This window comes from Streptococcus sanguinis, assembly GCF_020729765.1.
Classification (GTDB): Bacteria; Bacillota; Bacilli; order Lactobacillales; family Streptococcaceae; genus Streptococcus; species Streptococcus sanguinis_Q.
This window is the reverse complement of sequence record NZ_JAJEPD010000041.1, coordinates 14,711-38,243: the sequence shown is the minus strand read 5'-3', so window position 1 is coordinate 38,243 and position 23,533 is coordinate 14,711. Positions and strand designations below refer to the sequence as shown.

Sequence of the window (23,533 nt, the reverse complement as noted above, 5' to 3'; positions counted from 1 at the left end):
TAACACGAAAGCCTAGAAAAATCTTTTTTTAATCCTCTTGAATGGTAATTTTTTCTGCTAAAAAGTCAAATCCCTCTGGAATCAAGCTTTCCTCTTCCTTCTCTTCAACCTCTGCCTTGCCATTGCGGCTGCGAGCCGAAAAATCCGCCCGAATCTTGGTCCACTCTTCCAAGGAAATAGCCAAAATCTCTGGTGAAAATCCTGCCGCATTGCTGAGGATATTGCCAAACATGGTATTGAGATTATCCCGCTTCATGGTCTGCTCAGCGTTGAAATTAGACTCAAAAGCTAAGATAGCGTGGCTTTCGTTGGCCGCCACCGGCTGCGATCCTGCCAGCAAGGCCCTATCAGCTCCAGCCAGACTTTCGATAATCTCGCCCCAAGCATTCTGCAGCTTGGTCAGGTTGCTGCGAGCCAGACTAGGATTCTCAACAGCCTCTTCTAGGATGGCATTGACCTTATTGCGGTCTGCTCGATAGCCCTTAGACTTCTGCGGTCGAATATCCGAAGTTTTGACAGCTGCTGCAGGTTTCCCATTGCCATTAGCCAGCTGCTGCTTAAGACTATCAATCTCTTGTCTCAATCCCTTAAGCTCATCGGCTAGATTATCTGGAATAGCTGCTACCGTAGGAAGACTGCTGGTCTCTGCCAGTCGAATGGTCATCATTTCTGTATAAATCTTAGGCTGCAGGCTGTTCTTGATATCTGCCAAACTCTTGGTCGCCATATCAATCATGGCAAAAAGAGTGTCCTGCGGTGTCTTGAGATTTTCCAGAAAGAGCTCGCTGGCATGATGATTTTCCCCGCCAGTTTTGACAATAATCAAGTCACGCAGATATTGCAGGAGGTCCGTTACGAAACGGGCCATATTTTTGCCGCTATCAAAAATCAGATTGAGATTATCCAAGGCTGTAACTGCATCATGAGCAATCAAGGCTGCTACATAGGCATCCAAGGCTCCTAAGCTGATAGAGCCAGTGATTTCTTCGGCAATGTCTGTAGTCAAACGATTTTCCTGAGTTAAGCTAAGAGCCTGGTCAAGTATAGATAGGGCATCCCGCATACCGCCCTCAGCTCGGCGAGCAATAATCTGCACACCTTCCTGCTCAAAGTCAATGCCTTCCTGATCTAAAATCCACTCAATATGACCAATAATGTCCTGCGTCTTGATAGACTTAAACTCAAAACGCTGGACGCGGGAAAGAATGGTCGCCGGAATCTTATGCAGCTCTGTCGTCGCTAGGATAAAGACCACGTTTTCTGTCGGTTCTTCCAAGGTCTTGAGTAATGCGTTAAAAGCCCCAGTCGAGAGCATGTGGACCTCGTCAATGATATAGACCTTGTGCTTAGCAAGACTAGGCGCATAGGTTGACTTGTCCCGAATGTCACGAATCTCATCTACTCCATTATTAGAAGCTGCGTCGATTTCTATGACATCTTCAAGGCTTCCCTCAGTAATGGCCTTACAAATATAGCAGTCATTGCAAGGCTCGCCGTCCTTTTGATTCGGACAATTCATAGCCTTGGCAAAAATCTTAGCAACACTAGTTTTCCCTGTTCCACGTGGGCCAGAAAAGAGATAAGCATGGCTGATTTTCCCTTGCTCCACAGCCTGTCGCAGAGTAGTAGCCACTACCTGCTGACCCACCAGCTGACCAAAGGTCTGACTGCGGTACTTTCGATATAAAGCTTGATACATTAGGCTTTTTCTCCAAACATTTCAAAATTCCAAATCGTTTTTTCAAGCAAAATCTGAACAAACTTTTCCAGATATTCCTGATCTACCTTATCATAATCCCCCGTCAAGACCGAGTCCAAATCCAGCACTCCAAGAAGACGACCGTCTTTTACCATGGGCACCACAATTTCGCTCTTAGCCCGGCTATCACAGGAGATGTAGTTGGCATGCTGGCTCACATCATCTACGATAATGGTCTGCTCTTTCTCAGCAGACTCCCCACAGACCCCCTTGCCTAGCGCAATATGGACACAGGAAACACTACCCTGAAAAGGCCCTAAAATCAGCTCACTCCCATCAAAAAGATAGAAACCAGTAAAAACCGAATGAGGCAAAGCTTGATTGAGCAAGGCGCTAGCATTGGAAAGATTAGCCAAAGCATTGGTCTCCCCCTCCAACAAGGCTTCTAGCTGAGCCAGTAAAAGTTGATAATTTGAAATTTTTTCTTTTGTGTTCATAGCTTCTATTATATCAAAAAGCCGGTCTTTCAACCAAGCTTTTCTTTAATTTTGTTATTCAAAAATTCATTAATCAGTCTATTTACAATATCGGGTTGGTCGGTATTAGAATTGTGCCCCGCCTTATCAATCCATTGAACAGACTTCCCAGTATTTCTTTCATAGGCCTTCAAATATCGTATACAAGACCCTGCACGATCTTCTTTTCCACATATAACCAATTGTGGACATTTTACTTCAWAGGAAAGTTTCTTCTCCACTGCTTCTGAAAATATCTTATATCCGTATCCCACAAGACGAGCATACCTTTCTTGATCGACATCATAAATCATCATCATATCATACATCAGTTTTCTTCCATAGTCTGTTGTTGATACGCTTTTAGGGCCTGATTTCAAAAGAAATTTCCATGGATAGATTCTATAAATTGTCTCCATATTTTTTAAGAGCCACAATTCCATAGCTGTATAATACTTCCTTTGMAGGGAWGGTGAATCAATCGTAACAAGRCCTTTTAATTTCTCAGGAAAAAGTTGAGCATAAACCTGTCCTACATATCCTCCCATTGACTGACCAATTACTATTGGATTTTYTATTCTCTCTTTGAYAAATATTYYATCYAGCCAASTTGCTAAATCAAATAAAGTAAAATCGAGACGAAATGGATAAGATGAAGCGTGTCCAGGTGCGTCCCAAACCAAGGCTCTATATGTATCTTTAAAATATTCTATTTGTTTTTCAAATAACCTATAATCAGCAGTTAGCCCAGGTAAAAAGATAAGATCGCTTTGGGTTGATTCAACAGCATCATTTGTCCAATAATGAATTATTCCACTTGGTGTTTCATATGTTTTTTCAATCAAAGTTCAACACTCGCATTCTAATTTGTTTAATCTAGTTTATCGCAATTGCACTCATTCCTCTTATTAGAGTTTCTCGAGTAGGTCCACTAGAAAATATACCCTGCTTACTTATCCTCCTCCAAAACCTTCACTTCTTCACCCTCCACAAGCACAGCTTGGCGATTATTGAGGGGAAGCAGATTCAGCTGGTCGCTGTATGTATCCAGAGTGGCCTGGGCACTTTCAACAAAGGGTTCTTCGCCAACATGAGGAAGAACATAAAAATCCACCTCGTTTAGTGCCCCTGTATCGTGTAGTTCTGCTGCAACTCCTTTATCGTCCATGAGCTTATTGTAGTCAATGTCCTTGGCTGTGATGATAGCACCAGCAGATTCGCCCACATAAACCATGCCATCCGCAATCTGTTCTTTTATCAAGGACAGAAGCTGCTTTTTCTTTAGTTCTTGCAGAAGGTAAAAAGTATTGCCGCCAGAGACATAGAGGAGTTTGCTTTGGAAAATTTTGGCCTGAGCTGTCTCTCTATCACAAGCTGAAATATCTAAAATTTCTACTTGAAATCCCAAATCTGCAAATGTCTGCAGGGCTTCGTCAATATAACCTCTGTACTCTTCTACATTTCCAGCCGTCGGAATAAAAAGCACATGTTTGCCCAATTGCTTTTCAGATGCATATTGTCTGAACAAGTTCTTGACTCCCGCAAAATATGAACATAAAAATAATTGTTTCATAGGATACCTCCTTATTTTTTAACGATCTTATAAAGAATCCATTGATCCTTTCTTTGACTATCGATGAGATGCAGGTCCAAATCTGTCAAATAGTTTTCCAGTTTTTCTTGCTTTGTAAAGTCTGGTTGGTAATAAGCTAATTTGCTCCATTCACATGCCAGTAAGATGATTCCATCTGGCTTAAGTATCCGCTTAAGTTCTAGGAACGCTTGAGTTAGATTTGACCAATGAAAATGAGTCTGAAAGGCTGTAATCAAATCAAATTTCTCAACCGGAAGATTTGTATTCTCAACATTTTTCACCTCAAAAGATAGGCCAGGCTCAGCCAATTTTTCAGCTGCTCTGATGGCAGTAGAAGAAATATCAATCCCCAAAACTCGACTATTAGGAAAATGTTTTTTCAAATATTTCGAGGATTCCCCATTTCCAACTCCAACATCCAAAATAGCATGAAATAGCTTCTTATGACCCAGCTGACTGACCGCCCAAACAACCATGGGCATATAAACACGATTCCATAATTTCATCATCCATAGCCCTATAAAGCCAGACGGTCTCTTTGATTGGTAAATCAAGTAAAGAAAAGCAAGAATAATCAGAAAGCCAATAATTGGATAAATCATCTGTTTTCCCTCTCATATCTTCTGCCATAAAGCTTTTTAGCTTCCTCTGTATAGCTCTTGATAAAATCTGTTTTCGCCTCTGTATAGGCATCACGATTGTGCTCATATTGCTTCCACAAGGACAGTTTGTGCTTCTCATAGTCTTTAGCTACAGCAGGGTGCTCCTGTAAATAGTCTCTAAAGTAAAGTTCATCATGATCACCCTCATAGCGCAGATGCAGATGGAAAACCCGCTCGGCAAAACCACTCAGTGTGTAACCTTTATTGAATGACATCCGCCCTTGGCTTTCCGACATGAGCAGATAACCATTTTGCAGCAGCAAGTCTTTCATTACCGTCATATCTGTTTCTTTAGGAATTTCCAGTAAAATATCCACTATAGGCTTAGCCCAGATGGTCTTTACCGATGTTGAGCCAATATGGCTAAGACGAACGATCTGATGTTCTGGCAAAAAACTCAAGAGTTGAAGCCGTTCCTCCTCATACCAATCTTTCCACTCATCCTGATGCCCTCTTAAAAAAATCGGAAAAAGCTGCCACAGCTCCTCGAGCGACATTTCCTCTAAAGATGGACTCATAAGCACCTCCTTAGGTAATTTATACAAGCGTTTTCTCTAGTTATGATTATAGGAAAAATACACATCCTAGTCAAACCCTGCACTTATTGAACAGATATTTATTTTTGTAATATTTTTGAAAAGTTTTAGTTGTCAAACAATCTATTTTTTAGTAGAATGATGTCGGAGATATATTATTTAAAAGGAGTTCTTTATGAAAAAGTTTAGGTTTGGCACTTGGCTTGTCCTGTCAGCCGGCTCTTTGTTGTTACTTTCACAGGCTCTTCCTGCAGAAAATGTTGCTGCCAATCAGAAGAACCAGATTAAGGTCCAGCTGCTTAACCATAGCGATGAAACAGCTATCGGCACTCTGGAGTTGAATGGAGAGTATCAGCTAAAGCTTGGGAAAAAGGACAAATACGGTCGGGCTACTGCTGCTCATGTACAAATGCAGGAGCAACACAAAGCCAAAAAGAAAAAGGAGACCAAGGTCACTTACAATCCCATCGGTTGGCACAATTACAAATTTTACTACGGAAATGGAGATGATAGGGCTTGGCTCATGAATCGAGCTCATCTGATTGGCTTCACTTTCAGCGGCCTCAATAACGAAGGGAAAAACCTCGTTCCGATGACCGCTTGGCTCAACTCTGGCAGTTTCCAAGGACTGGATGACAATAACCCAGATAGCATGCTCTATTATGAACATCGCTTGGAGCGCTGGTTAGAGGAAAATCCAGATTATTGGCTGGATTACAAGGTTACTCCGATTTACACGGACAATGAGCTTCTTCCTCGCAAGATTGAGCTCCAGTATGTCGGGCTTGACGCAGAAGGCAATGTTGTCAGCATCCAGCTAGGAGGCAAGGAAACCATAGATGAAGACGGAATGTCTCATGTCCTCTTGGACAATGTTTCTCCAAATGCAGAGATTGACTACCAGACAGGCACTGCTGTCAATACCATGATTGAGTAGAGTTATAGATCAGAACATACAAACAGACCATCGCTATGATGATCTGTTTTTTTATTTTTTTACCAATACAGACAGCCATAAACCAACAAGACTGCAATCATACTGAAAAGCGAGCCAATCAGGTAGTATTCAGCAAAGGACTGGCTTTCTGAAATCTTATTATAGCGGGCAATAGACTTAGCCGTAAAGACTAGCCCAATGGCAGTAAACTGCCCGAAAATAAGAGAAAGTCCCATAATCAAGCGCTCTAAAATCCCAATCATGGCACCAGCCCCCGCAATAGTCTCCCCACTGTCTTCTCCTGCCTGATACTTACTGAAGAAGAGTTTAAAGAGGATATTAATTGGCTTACCAGTAAGTGCGAAGAAAAAGAGAGCCTGCAGCATGAGATAACGCTCAGACAGCCAATTAGGAACTGGAATTTGCTGCTGCCCTAAGAGAAAATAAAGAGCAAAAATACTAATCAGATGCAAGATCTGATCCAGTATAAAGGCAAGCTTTTGAGCATGATGCCGGACAATCAATGAATTCAGCCTATTCTTCAAGAAGTCAATAAGCGCATGACTGAACCAGACCAAGGCGAAATATAGCAGATAATTAGGTAAGATGAGTCCCAAGAGCAACAAGGGCAGCAGAACAATTCCCAAGTGGAGAATCAAAAAATTCATCCGCCGGCTTTTTAGGTCGGCCATTTTCTGACTTTGAAGCTGAAAATCAGCTAGTACATGAGCCAGCAAAGTCAATACAAGAATCGGATTCTGCATGAAAAATTCCGAAAATCCCATAAAATTTGTCATTGTTCAGCCTCCTTTGCTGCCTGTAGAATCATTCTCATAGCTAAACGGCGATTTCTCAGATAGATCTTCAGACCAGACGACTTAAGCCGCTTACTAAGCGCACTGGGACTAATCTGCAGCAGCTCTGCTATTTCTCCATGAGAAAAATTCTCGTCATAGATATATTCCATAAGCATCCGCTCCAGAACCTCTCTCTGACTGGTATTCCACTTACTCTGGATAAATGAAGTAGCTGCCAGCACCGTATTGACCGCCTGACTGAGCTCTTCATCTCCCAAGGATACAGCTATACGGCTGCTACCATAGTCGTTCTTCTCATGAATAACATCAATGGCCGCGCGTGCCCTCCAGTAGGCCGGACCGTCCGCACCAATACTCTGCTCTCGATTGATGTCCGTCACAATCTCCCCCAGACCAAGTCCAAAGCGAATCGGGTGAGGAAAGCCCAAGGCAATCTGATCAAGGAGCTGCATGATCTCTGGATTAGGCCGTAGCAAAGCCTGAAACTCATCTCCAGTCGTCACCGTGAAAGGTGACACCAGATAATCCCGATAATCCTGATTTAGCACCGCCATCATGTCCTGCAGGTCCTTCTGTGCCTGCTTGCGATTTTTCAGCTGTTTGGATTCTATTAAATCTCCAATAAGAGCAATATAAAGCATACCAAACCTCCTTTAAGTCCATTATAAAGGAAAATTTTAAAAATGTCTATTTGAATGGCAACTTTTTAGAATATCCATTGAAAAGGAAAAACTATTTTTTCTTTTTTGGTGCTGGTAAGGCAGGATAGGAAGCTTCAATCAAACTGCAGAGAAAGGAAGCGCCTTCTACTTCTTTTATACGAAGCATTGGCTTTGCGCCTGGATAAGGGGACTCATAAACTGGATTTTCAAAAAAATCCAGAGCTGGCTGGACCGGCTTGATCATCAGGCGATTGTCATAAATCCCGCCAAATAAGCGACCTCGATAATAGAGCAGATATTCCCCCATCATCTTGCGAAAGCTGATTTCTTGGCCTAAGCCCTCCAGCTGCTTCAGGATAAAATCCAAATATTCTTGACTAGATGCCATCGAAACACCTCCACGCATTGATACTTTATTATACCAAAAATGGATGAAGATTTCCTGACCAAGAGATTAACTCATCTCCTTCAATCCGTAGTTTGTCTATCCTCAAGTAAGCAAAAAAGCTAGACCTTACAAGTCTAACTTTTTTACTTCTTATTTTTTTAGAAGTCCTTCCTTGACCAGATAGTCACGCGCAACAGCTTCCGCTTTTTTGCCTTCAATGCCAACTTGATAATTCATCTGACTCATCTGGCTTTCCGTAATTTTACCAGCCAGCTTATTAAGAACACCTTCCAATTCAGGGTGTTTTTCTAACAATTCAGCCTTCAGGAGAGGTGCCCCTTGATAAGGAGGGAAAAGATGTTTATCGTCTTCTAAAACTTGTAAATCATAACGCGCAAGTTCTGCGTCAGTCGAATAGGCATCCGTGATTTGAATATCACCCGACTGGATAGCTTGGTAGCGAAGGGCTGGTTCCATGGTTGACACATTGAGATTCAGTCCATAGACAGATTGAAGTCCCTTGTTCCCATCTTCACGGTCGTTAAATTCCAAGGTGAACCCTGCCTTGAGCTTATCTTGGACTGCTTTAAGATCAGAGATGGTTTTAAGATTGTATTCTTTGGCGACACTCTTAGGTACTGCGATGGCATATGTATTTTGATAAGCCATGTGATTGAGCAAGACTAGATTGTCCTGTTTTTTGATTCCATCACGTGCTGCTTCAAAAACTTCTTCAGCATCATTGCTAACCTTTGGAGCAGGCTGCAAGAGAGTTCCAGTAATCGTACCTGTAAACTCAGGATAGATATCAATATCGCCTTTCTTTAAAGCCTGATAAAGGAAGTCGGTTTTTCCAAAGTTTGGTTTGACTGTCACAGTCATATCCGTATTTTCCTCGATGAGGAGTTTATACATATTCATGAGAATTTCTGGCTCTGGACCCAATTTCCCAGCAATAACCAGATGATCCTTCTCCTGTTTCGGTAGAAAACTTGGCGTATAAGAAGCGCCAAGCCCGAGTATTAAGACAGCAAAAGCTGTAAATACAGTCCGAAGCTTAGCCTTTTCCATCCATTTAAGGAGACTGTTGAAAAGAATAGCCAAAACTGCGGATGAAATAGCTCCAATCAAGATCAGACTGGCATTGCGACGGTCAATTCCTAGAAGGATAAAAGAACCTAGTCCACCAGCTCCGACAAGGGCTGCCAGAGTTGCTGTTCCGATAATCATAACCGTTGCCGTCCGAATTCCAGAAACGATGACGGACATAGCTAGAGGCAGTTCAAACTTTTTGAGTCGCTCCCACTTGGTCATCCCAAAGGCGATTCCGGCTTCTTCTAAACTAGGATCAATCCCATTCAAAGCCGTGACAGTATTTTCTAAAATCGGGAAAATAGCGTAAATCACCAGAGCAGTCAGTGCTGGCAGTGTACCAATCCCCATGAGAGGGATAAAGAGCCCCAGCAAAGCCATTGAAGGAATGGTTTGAAAAATTCCCGCAATTTGCAGCACCCAATTGGCTGCTTTTTTGTGACTATGAAGATAGATAGCGAGCGGAATGGTCAAGAAGATAGCCACTAGTAAGGTCAGAAGAGACAGCTGGAGATGTTGCCCTAAGGCTGCCAACCATTCGCCAAAGCGCTCCTGAAAGGTAGAAAACAAATTAGCCATGTTGAACACCTCCAAACAAATCTGCTACAAAGCTGGTCGCAGGTGCAGATAAGATTTCCTCAGGTGTCGCCACTTGACGAATCTCTCCTTCCTGCAGAACAGCAATCCGATTCCCCAATTTCAAGGCCTCGTCCGTATCATGAGTCACAAAGATTGTCGTCATCCCAAACTGGTCATGGATACTCTTGGTCAAGCTCTGCAATTGCTTACGCGAGATAGCATCAAGAGCAGAAAAAGGCTCGTCCATCAGCAGGATTTTGGGTTGGGCGATAATGGCACGGACAATGCCCACCCTTTGCTGCTCACCGCCTGACAGCTCACTCGGCATACGCTGAGCATAGTCTTCAGCAGGTAAGCCCACTAGCTCCAGCAATTCATTAGTCTTCCGCTGAATATCTGCCTTGCTCCATCCTTTCATCTCAGGAATGAGAGCGATATTTTCAGCCACCGTTAGATTGGGAAAGAGGGCAATAGCCTGTAAGACATAGCCTGTAGAAAGGCGCAGCTCACGCTCATCATAGTCCTTAATGCGCTTGCCATCCATGTAAACATCACCATCTGTAGGTTCCAAGAGACGGTTGATCATCTTGAGCATGGTCGTCTTACCTGAACCAGATGGCCCAACTAAAACCATGAATTCACCATCCTCAATCCGTAAGTTGACATCTCTCAAGACATCCTTTTCTGTGTAGCTTAGCGCTACATTTTTGTATTCAATCATTGTTTGTCCTCACTTTAAAACTTCCCTCTGTTCATCAAGTCTTCTACCTTAGGCATGACTTCTTTATTATCCCAATGCTCCACAATCAATCCATTCTCCAAACGGAAGATGTCATACTGGGCATAAGCCACCCCATCAATCTGAGTTTGACCATAGCTGACCACATAGTTTCCTTGTCCCAAAAGCTGGAAAACAAAGTCAAAAGTAACACTATGTTCAGCCACATAGTTTTTATAAGCATCACTTCCTTGGCCAATCTCATGATTATGTTGAATCAAATCTTCTGCCACATAATCACTCCACTGCTCTAGTTCGCCGTTTTGAAAGATTTCTGTCAAGAAACGACGAACGGTTTTTTTATTTGCTACTGTCTTGTCCAAATCCGTGATTTCAAAATCTCCAAAGATCTGATCTAACTGTCCATTTTCTGGAGCGCGATAGTAGTCAATGACATCCCAATGCTCCACAATACGACCATTCTCATCTGCACGGAAAGTATCCGTCGTCACCCATTGAGCTTCCCCACCATTGAGATATTGGTGAACATGGACGAAGACTAGATTACCATCCTCAATGGTGCGAACAATTTTCATCTCACGTTCGGGATGACGCTCAAAGAAATTTGCAAAGAAAGCCGCAAACCCTTCTTTCCCATCTGGCACGCCTGTAGAGTGTTGAATGTAGGTATCCCCTACAAACTGAGCTTGAGCCTCGGCAACGCGCCCATCTTGGATGGCATAAATATATAGATTTTGCGCATTTTCAACTTGTTTTGACATGATTTATGCCTCTTTTTCTTTTAAATTTGCTAAGATGCGTTCCTGATAACTTTCAAACTGGCGAATTTCTTCCTCTGAGAAACCTTTATAAAAAATAGCATCCAGTTTTTGACTGACACGATGGCCAACTTCTTTCTGAGACCAACCTTGCTCCGTCAACTTGACATATTTTTTTCGCTTGTCTGAACCACACTGACTAAAGGTCACCAAATCCTGCTCTTCCAACTTTTTCAGCATAGTCGTCAGCGTATTATTGGCCAATCCTGTCGCCAGTGCAATATCTGTCGCCGTAGCGCAACCCGTTTCACTATTCCATAAAACTGTGAGAATCTTGCCCTGTTCACTGCGATAAAGAGCTTCAGGATCCTGATTCAGTAACTTTTGAAAAATCCGCCCATTCAACAAACGAATATGATAGGCTGCTAAATGACTATCTTTCATACTTCCTCCCCAATTTATTTCTATATCGAATCGTTTATTAATTGTAACACCTGGAATTACATCTGTCAAGTTTTTTGTTCTATTTGGAAATAATTTTAAACTGAATAAAGATTTTAAACTAAAAACTTCAAACAAAAAAGCCCAGTGCAAAGAGGCAACTCTCACACTGAGCTTCTTTTTTATCTTAGTAATATTCACCCTGACGGTAATCCCATGAGTTGAAAGTATCGGACAGGTGCATCATGATTTTATCGATATCCAAGCCTTTGCGGATGACCACCGGCGCTGGTGAGATGGAACGTTGCCCACCTTGTTCTGGAATCAGTTTTCCATCCTTGTCCACCATAGAGACCATAACACCTTGCTCGTAGCGAGTTTCAATGGTCTTGTCTGGCTGGATAGAGGCTACATAGTCATCTGCTTCAATGACCAAATCAACAGCATTTTCGATGCGATCGCCAATTCCTTCTACCTTACCGCGGTTTCCTTTACCGGATGGGTTGGCTGAGGAAGCATAAACCATCTTGCCTTCTTCCCAAAGCTTAGCTGCCAGCTGCTCGCCCGCCTTACCAAACTTAATAACAAAACAGCTAGTGCCACGAACATCTGTCATCAGCTCTTCCCGACCGTCACCATAGGCTTTAAGCTTTTCAAATGCTTCTGGCTTCCATGGAAGGATACAGCCCAAGAGGATGTCTTCATCCCAATGCTTTTGATAAAAAGCTTCAATTTCCGGATTCAGCTGAGCCAAAGCACGGAGCTCATCCATACTGCCACAGAGGACAACACCTGGCTTATTACGGTTACGAGCCTTAGCTTCGAACTTACGCTCCAAACCTGCCTTATCGCTGGTCATGATGATGTAACCCACCTTGGTCGGGCAAACGATACAGCCGCCGTCGCCTTTCAAGATGTCATAACCTTCTTGTGAAAGCTGTCCGTTCCATTGAATGTGTTTTGTCATAAGTTTCTTCCTTTTCTATATAAATTAAGATTTATTTTACCATATATTTTTATCGGAGACAAGGTTTTTTCAGAATTTTCTCAATATAGCAAAAATAAGGTTATTGCCAATAAGATGGACGATTTTTTTCATATTCTGCAATCAAATCCTCATACTGCAACGTAATGCCAATGTCATCCAGACCGTTGAGGAGCTTGTGCTTCCATTCACCATCAATGTCAAAGGAGAATTCTCCAACCGGCGAAAAAATCTTCTGCTGCTCCAAATCCACCGTCACTTGATCCGTCGGCTTCAGATTAGCCAAGGCTTGCCGGACTTCCAGTGGCTGAACAATAGGCAGCATACCGTTGTTTAGCTCGTTGTTGTAGTGAATATCCCCGAAAGATCCGGCAATAACTACCTTAAAGCCATAGTCAGCCAAGGCCCAGGCAGCGTGCTCCCGAGAGGAACCAGCCCCGAAATTATCCCCTGTAATTAGAATAGTCGCCTTGCGATACTCCGGTCTGTTAAAGACGAAATCAGGATCTTCGGTGTACTGATTGTCCAGATAGCGCCATGCGTACATGAGATACTTGCCAAAGCCTTTTTTATCAATCAACTTGAGAAACTGCTTGGGCAAAATTTGGTCCGTATCGATATTATCGTTCATGAGGGGCACTGTTGTCCCCGTGTAGATTGTAAATTTTTCCATAAACCTTCCTTACTGGACCTCCGGTAGCTGGCGGACGTCTACAAATCGCCCGGCAATGGCTGCCGCTGCTGCCATGGCTGGACTGCAAAGATGTGTCTTAGCTCCAAATCCCTGACGATCCTCAAAGTTCCGATTGCTGGTCGAGGCACAGTGGACTCCGTCTGGCACCTTATCTGGATTCATTCCCAGACACATGGAGCAGCCCGGATCGCGCCACTCAAAGCCTGCATCCATGAAAATTTTATCCAGTCCCATCTTTTCAGCAGCCCGCTTGACTGGACGAGAGCCTGGTACAACGATAGCTGTCAGATTGGGAGCGATATGCTTGCCAGCGACAAACTTAGCTGCCAGCTGCAAATCGCTGAGTCTGGCATTGGTACAGGATCCGATAAAGATATAACCTAGGTCAATATCTTCCGCTTTCTTACCCGGAGAGAGGTCCATGTAATTGTAGGCCCGCTCGTCGTTCATATCGCGAATTTCTGGGAAAGCCGCACCGAACTCTACTCCCATAGAAGGATTGGTTCCCCAAGTCACCATAGGTGCCAGCTGAGAGACATCAATCTCAATGACCTTATCATAGACAGCATCAGGATCACTGACTAGAGTCTTCCAATCAGCTACTGCCGTCTCAAAGTCCTTGGGAGCGCCCGGCCGCCCTTGAACGTAATCATAAGTCTTCTGGTCGGGATTCATAATACCCATCTTGGATCCAAACTCAATAGACATATTGCAGATAGTCATGCGCTCTTCCATGGTCAGATGCTCAATCGCATCCCCAGCATACTCAACCACATGACCGACACCTGCAGCCACACCATATCGAGCAATCAGAGCGAGGATAAAGTCCTTGGAATAGACACCTTTAGGTGGCACTCCGGTAAATTTGACCAACATTTTCTTAGGCTTGACCTGCCAAATGGTCTGCGTGGCAAAAACGTGCTCCACTTCTGAAGTACCGATTCCAAAAGCAATGGCACCAAAAGCACCGTGAGTGGCCGTGTGACTGTCACCGCAGACGATAAATTTACCTGGCTGAGTCTTGCCCGTTTCCGGTCCAACCATGTGAACAATACCTTGCAACTCCGATCCGTGAGCCGCGTGTTCAATGCCAAAATCCATGACATTCTCGGAAAGTTTATCAATCTGAGCCTTGGAAATCACATCCCGAATATCATAGATATTGACCGTAGGAACATTATGATCAAAGGTTCCAAAGGTCAAATCCGGCCGTCTAACTTTGCGCCCTGCATCTCGAAGACCTTGAAAAGCCTGAGGGCTGGTTACTTCATGAATATAATGCTGATCCACATACATAAGCTGGGGCTGGCCTTCTTCACCTGTTATCAGATGCCTTTCCCACAGCTTATCAAAAATCGATTTTCCAGCCATACTAGCTTCTCCATATGTAATATAAGATTCCGATTTCCACTATTATTCCGCAAATCCAAGCCAACCAGAAATACCATTTTCTGGTCTTGTGGTGAAAGAGGCGGCCGCCTAATAAAGCGCCCAAACCTCCGGCTGCCAATGCTGACAAGAGCAAGGTTTTCTCTGGAATGCGGTAGTGATTTTTCTTAGCCTTACGCTTATCCCAGCCATAAAGCAGGAAAACGATAAGGTTCCAAAGCAGGCAAATACCTGTTAATATCCAATTCATAAGTTATTAATAATTGACTCCGTCATTTGAGTTGTTGTCGCCTGACCGCCCAGATCTCGCGTTAAAATCCCTTGAGCCAAAGTCTTTTCAACCGCTGCTTCAATCGCTTCTGCAGCTTCAAGCTCTGCAAAACTATCCCGCAGCATCATGGCTACAGAAAGGATCATACTGATAGGGTTGGCAATACCTTGCCCTGCAATATCAGGAGCTGAACCATGGATAGGCTCGTAAAGACTGGGGCCTGCAGCCGAATGACTGGCCGATGGCATAACTCCCAGCGTCCCTGACAAGACACTGGACTCGTCTGAGAGAATATCGCCGAAGAGATTTTCCGTTACCACAACGTCAAACTTAGCAGGATTGGTAATCATGAGCATCGCAGCGCTGTCCACCAGTTGGTGCTCCAAGGTCACATCTGGATAATCCTTGGCCACTTCATCTGCTACTCTGCGCCAGAGTTTAGATGTCGCTAGCACATTTTGCTTGTCAATACTGGTCACGCGCTTTCTGCGACCACGCGCAATGTCAAAGGCTTTACGGACAATTCGCTCCACCTCTTCATAGCTGTAGTCGTTAATATCACGCGCAGATCTGTCCTCCAAAATATGCTCACCAAAGTAAATCCCACCAGTCAGCTCACGCACGACCACGAAGTCCACGCCAGCAATTCTTTCAGCCTTCAAAGGCGACAAATGCTTCAAAGAATCGAAAATCTTAACTGGGCGGATATTGGCATAGAGTTCAAGCTCCTTGCGCAGAGCGAGCAAGCCTTGCTCTGGCCGAATCAGAGCATTATCATACTGGGGACTGCCGATAGCTGCTAGGAGAATAGCATCCGCCTCCTTGGCCGCTTCTAGAGTTGACTGAGGGAGAGGATGACCTTCCGCATCAATACCAGCACCCCCAAAAGCTTTCTCCGTGATATGATAAGTAAAACCGAACTTGCCCGCAACAGCAGCCAGTACTTGGAGACCGGCTTCCATGATTTCTGGGCCAATACCATCACCCGCCAGAGCTACAATTTCTTTTGTCATAGTCGCTTCCTTCTAATTATTTGCAGGCAGATCGCGATAAGATACCTGATGGCCGATTTCACCAGCATTTTCCTTTTGCACAAAGGTGTTGGCATGGATATAGGCAATGGCGCTGGCCTTAAGAACATCAAAGTCAATACCAGAGGAGTTGAAAATTGTATCTGTATCCGTATTTTCAACAGCTACCAAAACACGAGCCTGAGAGTCAATACCGTCCGTTACTGCCTCGATATTATAAGATAAAAGCTGAACAGACTGGTTAAAGAATTGGTCAATGGCATTAAAGATAGCTTCAACACTTCCTTTACCTTCTGCCACACAGCTGACCGTCTCGCCGTCACCATTAACCAGCTGCACATCCGCTGTGATGGTATGGTCGTCATTGGTCGTCAACTGCAGATCATCAAAGTGGAAGCCTTCAGGATTTTCGACCGTCGTTCCAGCAATCAGAGCCCGAATATCAGCATCCGTGACTTCATTTTTCTTATCAGCCAAGACCTTAAACTTAGCAAAGAGATCATTGATTTCAGATTCCGCAAAATCCAGAGCCAATTCTTTGAGTTTTTCGACAAAAGCATGACGGCCAGACAGTTTGCCAAGCGGCAGTGAATTGCTCTTGACTCCAACCAGCTCAGGTGTGATGATTTCATAGGTCAGTGGATTCTTAAGAACACCATCCTGATGGATACCGGACTCATGAGAGAAGGCATTGCCACCAACGACCGCCTTGTTCTTAGGCACTGGAATACCAGAGAAGCGGGATACCAGCTCAGAAGTGTTGATGGTTTCATTAAGGACAATGTCTGTCTCAACTTGGTAATAGTCCTGACGAATCTCTAAGGCAACTGCTACTTCTTCCAATGCTACATTTCCAGCCCGTTCACCGATTCCATTGATAGTTCCCTGAACACGACCAGCACCGTGCTTGATAGCTGTCAAACTATTAGCCGTTGCCATACCAAGATCATCATGGCAATGAACACCAAATACCACCTTATGATCAGAAGTCACATTTGCCACTAGGTAGTCGAAAATATTTGCAAACTCTTCCGGAGTAGTAAAGCCGACTGTATCTGGAATATTGATATAAGTCGCACCTGCATCAACTGCTGTTTGTACCACCTGAAAAAGGAAATCCAGCTCTGTTCGTGTCGCATCCTCTGGTGAAAACTCGACTATATCGAACTTGGAGCGCGCGTAGGAGACATGCTCTTTCACAGCTTCTAAAATCTCTTCCTTAGACTTTTTCAGCTTAAACTCTCTGTGAATAGGACTGGTCGCAATGAAGACATGAATCTGTGGATGCTTAGCATCCTTGAGCGCTTCATAGCAGGCATCAATATCGGACTTGACCGAACGCGCCAGCCCAGTAACAGAAGCTTTTGTGATGACTTTAGCAATCTCCTGCACCGCAGCAAAAGAATCTGGACTCGCAGCAGGAAAACCAGCTTCAATGACTGAAATCCCCCACTTCTCTAACTGCTTGGCAATTGCCACCTTCTCCTTGATAGAGAAATTCACTCCTGGTGTCTGCTCGCCATCCCGGAGGCTGGTATCAAAAAACTCAACTTTGCGTGTCATAGACAACTCCTTTTCTAAGATACATAGACCAATTAGGAAAAATTCTTTCCAAACTTCTAGGTCGTGTTCAATGACTGAGACGGTCTGAGACAAATCGATTTCAGAAAAATCAAGATGTAGCCCCACTCCCGTCGCTCCTTTAGAAACCATTTCTTCCTCATCAGAGCTTGAGGTAAGATAGGTGAAATAAAAAACATCTCACTTGAGGAACAAGCGAGATGTTGATTTACTCCCGCTTGGTAAGCCAAACAGGACTAATGCTTTTGCACTAGCCCGAGTAACGCAACAACAAAGCAAAGTTTGAAGATTGGGTTGACTTCATGTTTGACTAACTCCTTTTTGAGATGGTTTCTTATTGTTTAGTATTTTAACACAGTATCATAAACCTGTCAAGAAAAAGTCGATATTTTCTSAAAATTTTTAATATGCTGGATTATTTTGGGGATTTAAAACTGTAAATACGAGAAAAAAGAAGTAAGGTAACTTTGCTTCTTCTATTTTTTCAGGAATCGTAACATGATTCATTCTACTTTCTTCATCTCCTCATATACTGAATTCCTCGGAAAAGGAGAAAAGCTGTTAGAATCAGGGAAACAAGCCAGATGGTCTTCAGGAGGTAAAATTGAATCAGATAGGTAGAGATGATGGCTCCGACTACAAAGCTTGCCAATAGAGCAACAAAGAAAAGGCCTTCTTTCAAATCTTTCGCTTTCTTGTTTCGAGCATAGTTGCCAAAAGCTACCATGGTTTTCTTGATATTCCCCGTCATAAAGGAGTTGTTATAGACAATACCATCCACCTCGCCAAAAGCCGTCGCGACCAGACCCATGCAGAAAGCCAGTGGCGGCACGATATAGAGATGGGGGATATTTGCTGGCAAAAATCCTGCGACAGTTGTCGTCAATATCAAGGGAAAAACGCTGGATAGTCTGCGCCAAGAATGCTCAAAATGATGCTGAAAAACAGTCATCAGAAAAATACCCAGCATAAAGGCTAGCATAGTTGCCAATTTTACTTCGATTCCTCTTGTCTCTTGATTGATAAGCTCAACCGAAAGGAAAACGACATTTCCCGTCTGACCTGCCACCAAGGTACCACCCCTCTCAATGAAGGTATAGGCGTCAATAAATCCTGCACAAAAGGTCAAGAGGCAGGCAAAAAATTTTGAACGAGAGTGAAACTCTCTTTTTACAAATTGTTTCATAAACCACCTACAAAATAAGGGAGTGACCAGACTCCGAAAATCATAGATTTCAGTCCGTCCACTTCCCCCTGCTAGATTATATTTCAAAAATCTTGCAGCTACTGCGATCGCCAGATTGACAACTATTATTTCCTCAAATGACAGAGCAGAAAGCTACGTGTGCTAGCCTTCTCTGGCCTCCTTAAGGATTTTTTCAATCTTGGTCGTAATCAGGTCAATAGCCACCTTGTTAGAAGCTCCTTCTGGAATAATGACATCCGCATAGCGCTTGGTCGGCTCAATAAACTGATGGTACATAGGCTTAACGACACCCAAATACTGCTCAATAACGCTATCCAAACTGCGACCGCGCTCTTCCATGTCCCGCTTAATCCGGCGTATAATCCGAACGTCATCATCTGTGTCCACAAAGATCTTAATATCCATCAAATCTCTCAGGCGCTGGTCCTCTAAGACCAAAATCCCCTCAACGATGAACACATCCTGAGGATCCTGACGATAGGTCTTTTTACTGCGGGTATGCTCTGTATAGTCATAAGTGGGAATATCCACTGGCCGACCAGCCAAGAGCTCCTTAATCTGCTCAATCATCAAGTCCGTGTCAAAGGCAAAAGGATGGTCATAGTTGGTCTTCACCCGCTCCTCAAAAGTCAGATGCGTCTGATCCTTATAGTAGGAGTCATGCTCAATCATGGCAATATTTTCGTTTGGAAAATTAGCCAAAATTGCTCGAGAAACACTGGTTTTTCCGCCTCCGGAACCACCAGTTACACCAATAATAATAGGTCTATTTTGCATTATAAGCTCCATCTCTTGTTATCTTATCTATTTTACCGCAATTCATGTTATAATGAAAGAGCTAAAATAAAAAAAGTACATGCTTAAAAATAGAAAAAGGAGGTTTTTATGTTCAAACTTGGAATCATCGGAACAGGTTCTATTTCTCATGAGTTCATCAAGGCTGCTCACTCAACAGGCGACTATCAGCTGGTAGCTGTCTACTCTCGGACTCTGGCTTCTGCTGAGCGCTTTGTGCAAAACTATGAAAATACAGCAATTTTTACTGAAATGCTGGACTTTCTGTCGTCCGATATCGATGTTGTTTATATCGCTAGTCCCAACAGCCTGCATTTCAAGCATGCCAAGGTAGCTATTCTGGCTCGTAAACATGTCATTGTTGAAAAGCCTGCGGTTTCTCGTCCCAAAGAATGGCGGGAATTGGTCAAGCTGGCTGACGAGCATCAAGTCTATCTCTTTGAAGCTGCCCGCAACTATCATGAGCAGGCCTTTGATACGATTAGTGATTTCCTCAAGGACAAGACTGTCTTAGGAGCCAACTTCACCTATGCCAAGTATTCTTCAAAAATGCAGGCTCTGCTTGCGGGAGAGCAGCCTAATGTTTTCTCAGCTAAGTTTTCTGGCGGCGCTTTGATGGACTTGGGTGTCTATCCAGTCTATGCGGCTATCAGACTTTTCGGCCATCCCCGCTTCGCTCGCTACAGCGCCCAGCAGCTAGCTAATACGATTGATTTAAATGGAGCCGGCTGTCTTATCTATCCAGATTTTCAAGTTCAGATTCAGGCGGGTAAAAATATAAATAGCAATCTGCCTGCAGAGATTTACACAGATCAGGGAACACTGACTTTAGGCGGAATTGAATTTATCAGCTCTGCTATTTTCCAAAATCTGGACGGTCAAGAAGAGGTGCTGCCTATCAAGCGTGCTTCCCACACCATGCTGGAAGAAGCTCAGGCTTTCGCGCGAGTGCTCAAGGGCGGACAGGATGCGGTTTACGAGGAATGGTTAGATGCGGCAGCGGCTGTTCACGAAAGCTTATTTGCCATGCGCAAGGACGCTGGCATTAGATTTGAGGTTGATGATGATTAAGGAACAATTTCCCCCGAGCTGGCAAAATCAGCTGGCTCAGTTAGGCTTTGAAGATTTGACGGCTATTCAGGAGAAGATGTTTAAGCCTATTTCTGCAGGCGATACCGTGCTGGGAATCAGTCCGACTGGTACTGGTAAAACTCTGGCCTATCTCTTTCCCAGTCTGCTCAGGCTGACACCTAAAAAAGCCCAACAGCTCTTGATTTTAGCTCCAAACACCGAGTTGGCTGGACAAATCTTTGAAGTTTGCAAGACTTGGGCGGATCCTTTAGGGCTGACAGCTCAACTCCTGCTCTCCGGTTCCAGTCAGAAGCGACAAATCGAGCGCCTTAAGAAAGGGCCGGAAATTATCATCGGAACGCCTGGGCGGATTTTTGAGTTGGCCAAGCTCAAGAAAATCAAGATGATGAATGTCGAAACCATCATTTTGGACGAATTTGACCAGCTGCTCAGCGATTCTCAGTATCACTTTGTAGATAAAATCACCCACTATGCGCCTCGTGACCACCAGCTGGTATATATGAGCGCCACCGCTAAGTTCGACCACGATAAGATTGCTGAAAACACTCTAGAAATCAGCATTGACGACCAAGTTTTGGACAACATCCAGCACTTTTACATGCAAGTCGAAAAACGTGATAAGGTGGACTTGCTCCGCAAGTTATCCAATGTTGAAGAATTCCGTGGACTGGTCTTCTTCAACGCTCTGTCAGACCTTGGCAGTGCCGAAGAAAAACTCCAGTATCGTGAAGCCAACGCCGTTTCTCTGGCCAGCGATGTCAACGTTAAGTTCCGCAAGGTGATTTTGGATAAGTTCAAAGAACACCAGATTACTCTCTTGCTAGCCACTGACTTGGTTGCTCGTGGCATTGATATTGACTCGCTAGAATGTGTCGTCAATTATGAGCTTCCGCGCGATTTAGAAACCTATACCCATCGCTCTGGCCGAACCGGCCGCATGGGCAAGGAAGGCTACGCCATCACCCTCATCAGCCATCCTGAAGAACTGAAAACTTTGAAAAAATACGCCACCGTCCGAGAAATTGTATTAAAAAATCAAGAACTTTATGTAACGAGTTAAACTGAAAAAGCTTTGGAAATCTAATGTTTCCAAAGCTTTTTGCTTTTACTCATTGCCAACAACGATTTCAAACATCTAACCCCAAGGACCGTCTTAGTCTCTGCCGTAATAAATACGATGAGGCTCTATTTGGCCTTCCAGCAGCTCATCGACCGTTACCAAAGTATAGCCGTTACTCTTCAGATATTCGAGGACACTTGGCAGAGCGTCAATACTGGTCTGGTGAATATCATGCATGAGGATAATTGAACCTGGCTGGGTTTTAGCAATCTCTTGCATAATAGATTTAGTATTGCGTGTCTTCCAGTCTAGACTGTCCACATTCCACATGATAAAGGACTGGTCAACCGAATTTTGGATTGTAGCATTAATAGCTCCATAAGGAGGCCGCGTAATCGTTGGCTTGATGCCTATGACATTGTTAATAGCGGTCTGGGTATCAAGGATTTCTTTTTGGGCCGATTCCAGAGGAAGTTTGGTTAAGACTGGATGGTCCCATGTATGAATCCCAATCTGATGACCTTCATTGTGCACGCGCTTGACAATCGCTTCATTACCAGCAATGTTTTGCCCAACCATAAAGAAGGTCGCCTTGGCACCGTATTTCTTGAGGATATCCAGAGCCTGCGGTGTTGTCTTAGGATCTGGACCGTCATCAAAGGTCAGAGCAACCATTTTCACATGCTTCTTAGCCTCGAAACTCTGATAAGCCGCCAAGTCATCTCCGGTCAGATAGTCCGCATTGATCTGGTCATAAAAGCTGGACAAAGGAATGTCAATGCTGGTTAAGCCTTGCACTTCCTTGCTCAATTTAATAGAAAAATGGCTGTACTCATAACGGAAGGACCACTGACTCAACTCAGTTCCATTAAGGTTATTGAGAATTTCCGTCTGCACCGCCTCATCGACCTGTCTAAAGGTCAGCTGGCTGGATATCTCGTTGATGAAGATTTCCTTAGCTGCATCAGGATCCTGAAAGAGCTTATCCAGAGTGAAAGGGCTGCCGTCTGCACCGAGATAGCTGTCAGCAATTTCCCGCTCTTCTCCTTTACTGATTTTCATCTCTTTGACATGATAGTCCTTGCGATGCACCAGTACTTCTTTGACATCCTTCAGGCTCGTTTCTTTTTCCTCAGCATAGTAGAAAGTCAATTCCTCAATCTTATCGCCCTTCTTCTGATTATCCTTAATCGTCTGGCTATCAGCGTCCATCTGCTCCTTGACACTTGCCATAACCTGACCATCCAGCAGAGGATAAAAGGCCTCTACATAGTGGCTGCCAATCATCTTGCTCTGCTTTTCAGTATTTTCAGCGTGGAAGGTCTCTTCTTGGGCAATCAGCACACTAACCTTCTCTTGCAGTTCCTTTTCTTGGAAAATAGCGTAAATTTTTACAGCACCGAGAAATAGAGCAGCAACAAAAGCTAAACCGAGCAAGCTGAGAACAATGAGTGTTTTCTTACCGTGTTTCTTGTTATTTTGTCTTTTCATACACCTGTCCTAAATGAATAAAAATCATCATTTATCTTGCAAAATTAACTTCAGCTAGATGTTAAAGACTCTTCTCACGAATGACTTCCACCTTGTAGCCATCAGGATCTTTTACAAAATAATAATTAGGCGGGTTACCAGGAAGACCCTTTGGATCTGTCACTTCATAGCCTTTGGCCTTGTGCTCAGCATGCAGACCTTCCAAGTCTGGCGTGCTAAGTGCCACGTGAGCAAAACCGTCCCCAATCACATAAGGGCCATGATCATAGTTATAGGTCAGTTCAAGCTCATAATCATCGCCTTCCAAACCTAGATAAACGATAGTAAACTGATAATCTGGAAAATCCTTGCGGCGCAGCTCCTTAAAGCCAAAAGCCTCTGCATAAAAAGCGATAGACGCTTCCAAATTCTCAACACGCAAACAAGTATGTAACATTTTTGATGCCATAATTTCACCTCATTCTTTCTTGTCTATTATTATACCCTATTTTGGGCAAAACTTATATTAAATTTTAAA

At 43.8% G+C, this 23,533-nt stretch carries 26 protein-coding genes; 3 read left to right on the top strand and 23 right to left on the bottom strand.

Translation table 11 applies throughout. The features are described 5' to 3' along the window. Positions 1–28: 28 nt before the first annotated feature. The 6 genes from dnaX to K4H96_RS05300 all read right to left on the bottom strand — a co-directional run bounded on the left by dnaX (position 29) and on the right by K4H96_RS05300 (position 4,988). A complete protein-coding gene (gene dnaX / locus K4H96_RS05325; RefSeq protein ID WP_223336763.1) occupies positions 29–1,699 on the bottom strand; it encodes a DNA polymerase III subunit gamma/tau in 1,671 nt (556 codons plus the stop codon). Beyond that, entirely contained in the window at positions 1,699–2,196 is a 498-nt protein-coding gene (locus K4H96_RS05320) for a GAF domain-containing protein (protein WP_223336762.1), read from the bottom strand. Before K4H96_RS05320 ends, dnaX begins: the two co-directional genes overlap by 1 nt. Positions 2,197–2,225: 29 nt before the next feature. Then, positions 2,226–3,059: an alpha/beta fold hydrolase gene (locus K4H96_RS05315; RefSeq protein ID WP_227956402.1), complete on the bottom strand. Its 834-nt coding sequence runs from the start codon at positions 3,057–3,059 to the stop codon at positions 2,226–2,228. Between the two features lie 104 nt (positions 3,060–3,163). Beyond that, the gene (locus K4H96_RS05310; protein ID WP_223336760.1) at positions 3,164–3,787 is read right to left on the bottom strand and encodes a Type 1 glutamine amidotransferase-like domain-containing protein; all 624 of its coding nucleotides are present in this window, start codon (positions 3,785–3,787) and stop codon (positions 3,164–3,166) included. Between the two features lie 11 nt (positions 3,788–3,798). Next, positions 3,799–4,410 (bottom strand): class I SAM-dependent methyltransferase, encoded by a 612-nt coding sequence (locus K4H96_RS05305; protein WP_125401563.1) that lies wholly within the window; start codon positions 4,408–4,410, stop codon positions 3,799–3,801. Further along, positions 4,407–4,988 carry a GrpB family protein gene (locus tag K4H96_RS05300; RefSeq protein WP_223336759.1) on the bottom strand — a complete coding sequence of 194 codons (582 nt, stop codon included), beginning with the start codon at positions 4,986–4,988 and terminating at the stop codon, positions 4,407–4,409. Before K4H96_RS05300 ends, K4H96_RS05305 begins: the two co-directional genes overlap by 4 nt. A 193-nt stretch (positions 4,989–5,181) precedes the next feature. Here K4H96_RS05300 and K4H96_RS05295 point away from each other — a divergent pair, with 193 nt between their 5' ends. Continuing rightward, on the top strand, positions 5,182–5,943 hold the full coding sequence (locus tag K4H96_RS05295; RefSeq protein WP_002895710.1) for a DNA/RNA non-specific endonuclease: 762 nt from the start codon (positions 5,182–5,184) through the stop codon (positions 5,941–5,943). A 59-nt stretch (positions 5,944–6,002) separates the two neighbouring features. Here the strand turns inward: K4H96_RS05295 and K4H96_RS05290 are convergent, their stop codons facing one another. From K4H96_RS05290 to udk, 15 genes are all read right to left on the bottom strand, one after another. Next, positions 6,003–6,740 carry a DUF3307 domain-containing protein gene (locus K4H96_RS05290; protein ID WP_125401561.1) on the bottom strand — a complete coding sequence of 246 codons (738 nt, stop codon included), beginning with the start codon at positions 6,738–6,740 and terminating at the stop codon, positions 6,003–6,005. After that, entirely contained in the window at positions 6,737–7,402 is a 666-nt protein-coding gene (locus K4H96_RS05285) for a SatD family protein (protein ID WP_223336758.1), read from the bottom strand. The genes K4H96_RS05290 and K4H96_RS05285 overlap by 4 nt, the downstream gene beginning before the upstream one ends. Positions 7,403–7,493: 91 nt before the next feature. Continuing rightward, complete coding sequence (locus tag K4H96_RS05280; protein ID WP_032912004.1) at positions 7,494–7,811, bottom strand: TfoX/Sxy family protein; 318 nt, start codon at positions 7,809–7,811, stop codon at positions 7,494–7,496. Positions 7,812–7,961: 150 nt separating this feature from the next. Beyond that, positions 7,962–9,482, bottom strand: a complete 1,521-nt coding sequence (locus tag K4H96_RS05275) for an ABC transporter permease/substrate-binding protein (protein WP_223336757.1) — start codon at positions 9,480–9,482, stop codon at positions 7,962–7,964. Then, positions 9,475–10,203: an ABC transporter ATP-binding protein gene (locus K4H96_RS05270; RefSeq protein ID WP_223336756.1), complete on the bottom strand. Its 729-nt coding sequence runs from the start codon at positions 10,201–10,203 to the stop codon at positions 9,475–9,477. Before K4H96_RS05270 ends, K4H96_RS05275 begins: the two co-directional genes overlap by 8 nt. Positions 10,204–10,217: 14 nt before the next feature. After that, a complete protein-coding gene (locus K4H96_RS05265) occupies positions 10,218–10,982 on the bottom strand; it encodes a nuclear transport factor 2 family protein (RefSeq protein WP_223336755.1) in 765 nt (254 codons plus the stop codon). Between the two features lie 3 nt (positions 10,983–10,985). After that, positions 10,986–11,423 (bottom strand): MarR family winged helix-turn-helix transcriptional regulator, encoded by a 438-nt coding sequence (locus K4H96_RS05260; RefSeq protein ID WP_223336754.1) that lies wholly within the window; start codon positions 11,421–11,423, stop codon positions 10,986–10,988. 184 nt (positions 11,424–11,607) lie between these two features. Then, positions 11,608–12,387, bottom strand: a complete 780-nt coding sequence (locus tag K4H96_RS05255) for an L-threonylcarbamoyladenylate synthase (RefSeq protein WP_049548065.1) — start codon at positions 12,385–12,387, stop codon at positions 11,608–11,610. A 100-nt stretch (positions 12,388–12,487) separates the two neighbouring features. Continuing rightward, positions 12,488–13,078, bottom strand: coding sequence for a 3-isopropylmalate dehydratase small subunit (leuD, locus tag K4H96_RS05250; RefSeq protein ID WP_002897735.1), 591 nt, complete (start codon positions 13,076–13,078; stop codon positions 12,488–12,490). A 9-nt stretch (positions 13,079–13,087) separates the two neighbouring features. After that, the gene (leuC, locus tag K4H96_RS05245) at positions 13,088–14,470 is read right to left on the bottom strand and encodes a 3-isopropylmalate dehydratase large subunit (protein ID WP_223336753.1); all 1,383 of its coding nucleotides are present in this window, start codon (positions 14,468–14,470) and stop codon (positions 13,088–13,090) included. A 1-nt stretch (position 14,471) separates the two neighbouring features. Next, positions 14,472–14,738, bottom strand: coding sequence for a DUF1294 domain-containing protein (locus K4H96_RS05240; protein WP_223336752.1), 267 nt, complete (start codon positions 14,736–14,738; stop codon positions 14,472–14,474). Then, complete coding sequence (leuB, locus tag K4H96_RS05235) at positions 14,735–15,772, bottom strand: 3-isopropylmalate dehydrogenase (protein WP_223336751.1); 1,038 nt, start codon at positions 15,770–15,772, stop codon at positions 14,735–14,737. The genes K4H96_RS05240 and leuB overlap by 4 nt, the downstream gene beginning before the upstream one ends. A gap of 12 nt (positions 15,773–15,784) precedes the next feature. Beyond that, positions 15,785–17,353, bottom strand: coding sequence for a 2-isopropylmalate synthase (locus K4H96_RS05230; RefSeq protein WP_033179260.1), 1,569 nt, complete (start codon positions 17,351–17,353; stop codon positions 15,785–15,787). A 535-nt stretch (positions 17,354–17,888) separates the two neighbouring features. After that, entirely contained in the window at positions 17,889–18,557 is a 669-nt protein-coding gene (locus K4H96_RS05225) for a YoaK family protein (protein WP_002904324.1), read from the bottom strand. A 162-nt stretch (positions 18,558–18,719) separates the two neighbouring features. Continuing rightward, a complete protein-coding gene (gene udk, locus K4H96_RS05220; protein WP_032907433.1) occupies positions 18,720–19,355 on the bottom strand; it encodes a uridine kinase in 636 nt (211 codons plus the stop codon). Between the two features lie 108 nt (positions 19,356–19,463). Between udk and K4H96_RS05215 the strand changes: the two genes are divergently transcribed. Both K4H96_RS05215 and K4H96_RS05210 read left to right on the top strand, forming a co-directional pair. Continuing rightward, positions 19,464–20,444 (top strand): Gfo/Idh/MocA family protein, encoded by a 981-nt coding sequence (locus K4H96_RS05215; protein ID WP_223336750.1) that lies wholly within the window; start codon positions 19,464–19,466, stop codon positions 20,442–20,444. Next, positions 20,434–21,525: a DEAD/DEAH box helicase gene (locus K4H96_RS05210; RefSeq protein ID WP_223336749.1), complete on the top strand. Its 1,092-nt coding sequence runs from the start codon at positions 20,434–20,436 to the stop codon at positions 21,523–21,525. The genes K4H96_RS05215 and K4H96_RS05210 overlap by 11 nt, the downstream gene beginning before the upstream one ends. A 93-nt stretch (positions 21,526–21,618) precedes the next feature. Here K4H96_RS05210 and K4H96_RS05205 read toward each other — a convergent pair whose 3' ends face one another. Both K4H96_RS05205 and gloA read right to left on the bottom strand, forming a co-directional pair. Continuing rightward, positions 21,619–23,016 carry a polysaccharide deacetylase family protein gene (locus K4H96_RS05205; RefSeq protein ID WP_223336748.1) on the bottom strand — a complete coding sequence of 466 codons (1,398 nt, stop codon included), beginning with the start codon at positions 23,014–23,016 and terminating at the stop codon, positions 21,619–21,621. A gap of 61 nt (positions 23,017–23,077) precedes the next feature. Then, a complete protein-coding gene (gene gloA / locus K4H96_RS05200; protein WP_002895748.1) occupies positions 23,078–23,464 on the bottom strand; it encodes a lactoylglutathione lyase in 387 nt (128 codons plus the stop codon). Positions 23,465–23,533: the final 69 nt, after the last annotated feature.

Excerpts from the sequence above, each read along its gene's own strand:
- dnaX (WP_223336763.1), bottom strand. The coding sequence starts at position 1,699 with ATGTATCAAGCTTTATATCGAAAGTACCGCAGTCAGACCTTTGGTCAG.
- K4H96_RS05320 (WP_223336762.1), bottom strand. The coding sequence starts at position 2,196 with ATGAACACAAAAGAAAAAATTTCAAATTATCAACTTTTACTGGCTCAG.
- K4H96_RS05310 (WP_223336760.1), bottom strand. The coding sequence starts at position 3,787 with ATGAAACAATTATTTTTATGTTCATATTTTGCGGGAGTCAAGAACTTG.
- K4H96_RS05305 (WP_125401563.1), bottom strand. The coding sequence starts at position 4,410 with ATGATTTATCCAATTATTGGCTTTCTGATTATTCTTGCTTTTCTTTAC.
- K4H96_RS05300 (WP_223336759.1), bottom strand. The coding sequence starts at position 4,988 with ATGAGTCCATCTTTAGAGGAAATGTCGCTCGAGGAGCTGTGGCAGCTT.
- K4H96_RS05295 (WP_002895710.1), top strand. The coding sequence starts at position 5,182 with ATGAAAAAGTTTAGGTTTGGCACTTGGCTTGTCCTGTCAGCCGGCTCT.
- K4H96_RS05290 (WP_125401561.1), bottom strand. The coding sequence starts at position 6,740 with ATGACAAATTTTATGGGATTTTCGGAATTTTTCATGCAGAATCCGATT.
- K4H96_RS05285 (WP_223336758.1), bottom strand. The coding sequence starts at position 7,402 with ATGCTTTATATTGCTCTTATTGGAGATTTAATAGAATCCAAACAGCTG.
- K4H96_RS05280 (WP_032912004.1), bottom strand. The coding sequence starts at position 7,811 with ATGGCATCTAGTCAAGAATATTTGGATTTTATCCTGAAGCAGCTGGAG.
- K4H96_RS05275 (WP_223336757.1), bottom strand. The coding sequence starts at position 9,482 with ATGGCTAATTTGTTTTCTACCTTTCAGGAGCGCTTTGGCGAATGGTTG.
- K4H96_RS05270 (WP_223336756.1), bottom strand. The coding sequence starts at position 10,203 with ATGATTGAATACAAAAATGTAGCGCTAAGCTACACAGAAAAGGATGTC.
- K4H96_RS05265 (WP_223336755.1), bottom strand. The coding sequence starts at position 10,982 with ATGTCAAAACAAGTTGAAAATGCGCAAAATCTATATATTTATGCCATC.
- K4H96_RS05260 (WP_223336754.1), bottom strand. The coding sequence starts at position 11,423 with ATGAAAGATAGTCATTTAGCAGCCTATCATATTCGTTTGTTGAATGGG.
- K4H96_RS05255 (WP_049548065.1), bottom strand. The coding sequence starts at position 12,387 with ATGACAAAACACATTCAATGGAACGGACAGCTTTCACAAGAAGGTTAT.
- leuD (WP_002897735.1), bottom strand. The coding sequence starts at position 13,078 with ATGGAAAAATTTACAATCTACACGGGGACAACAGTGCCCCTCATGAAC.
- leuC (WP_223336753.1), bottom strand. The coding sequence starts at position 14,470 with ATGGCTGGAAAATCGATTTTTGATAAGCTGTGGGAAAGGCATCTGATA.
- K4H96_RS05240 (WP_223336752.1), bottom strand. The coding sequence starts at position 14,738 with ATGAATTGGATATTAACAGGTATTTGCCTGCTTTGGAACCTTATCGTT.
- leuB (WP_223336751.1), bottom strand. The coding sequence starts at position 15,772 with ATGACAAAAGAAATTGTAGCTCTGGCGGGTGATGGTATTGGCCCAGAA.
- K4H96_RS05230 (WP_033179260.1), bottom strand. The coding sequence starts at position 17,353 with ATGACACGCAAAGTTGAGTTTTTTGATACCAGCCTCCGGGATGGCGAG.
- K4H96_RS05225 (WP_002904324.1), bottom strand. The coding sequence starts at position 18,557 with ATGAAACAATTTGTAAAAAGAGAGTTTCACTCTCGTTCAAAATTTTTT.
- udk (WP_032907433.1), bottom strand. The coding sequence starts at position 19,355 with ATGCAAAATAGACCTATTATTATTGGTGTAACTGGTGGTTCCGGAGGC.
- K4H96_RS05215 (WP_223336750.1), top strand. The coding sequence starts at position 19,464 with ATGTTCAAACTTGGAATCATCGGAACAGGTTCTATTTCTCATGAGTTC.
- K4H96_RS05210 (WP_223336749.1), top strand. The coding sequence starts at position 20,434 with ATGATGATTAAGGAACAATTTCCCCCGAGCTGGCAAAATCAGCTGGCT.
- K4H96_RS05205 (WP_223336748.1), bottom strand. The coding sequence starts at position 23,016 with ATGAAAAGACAAAATAACAAGAAACACGGTAAGAAAACACTCATTGTT.
- gloA (WP_002895748.1), bottom strand. The coding sequence starts at position 23,464 with ATGGCATCAAAAATGTTACATACTTGTTTGCGTGTTGAGAATTTGGAA.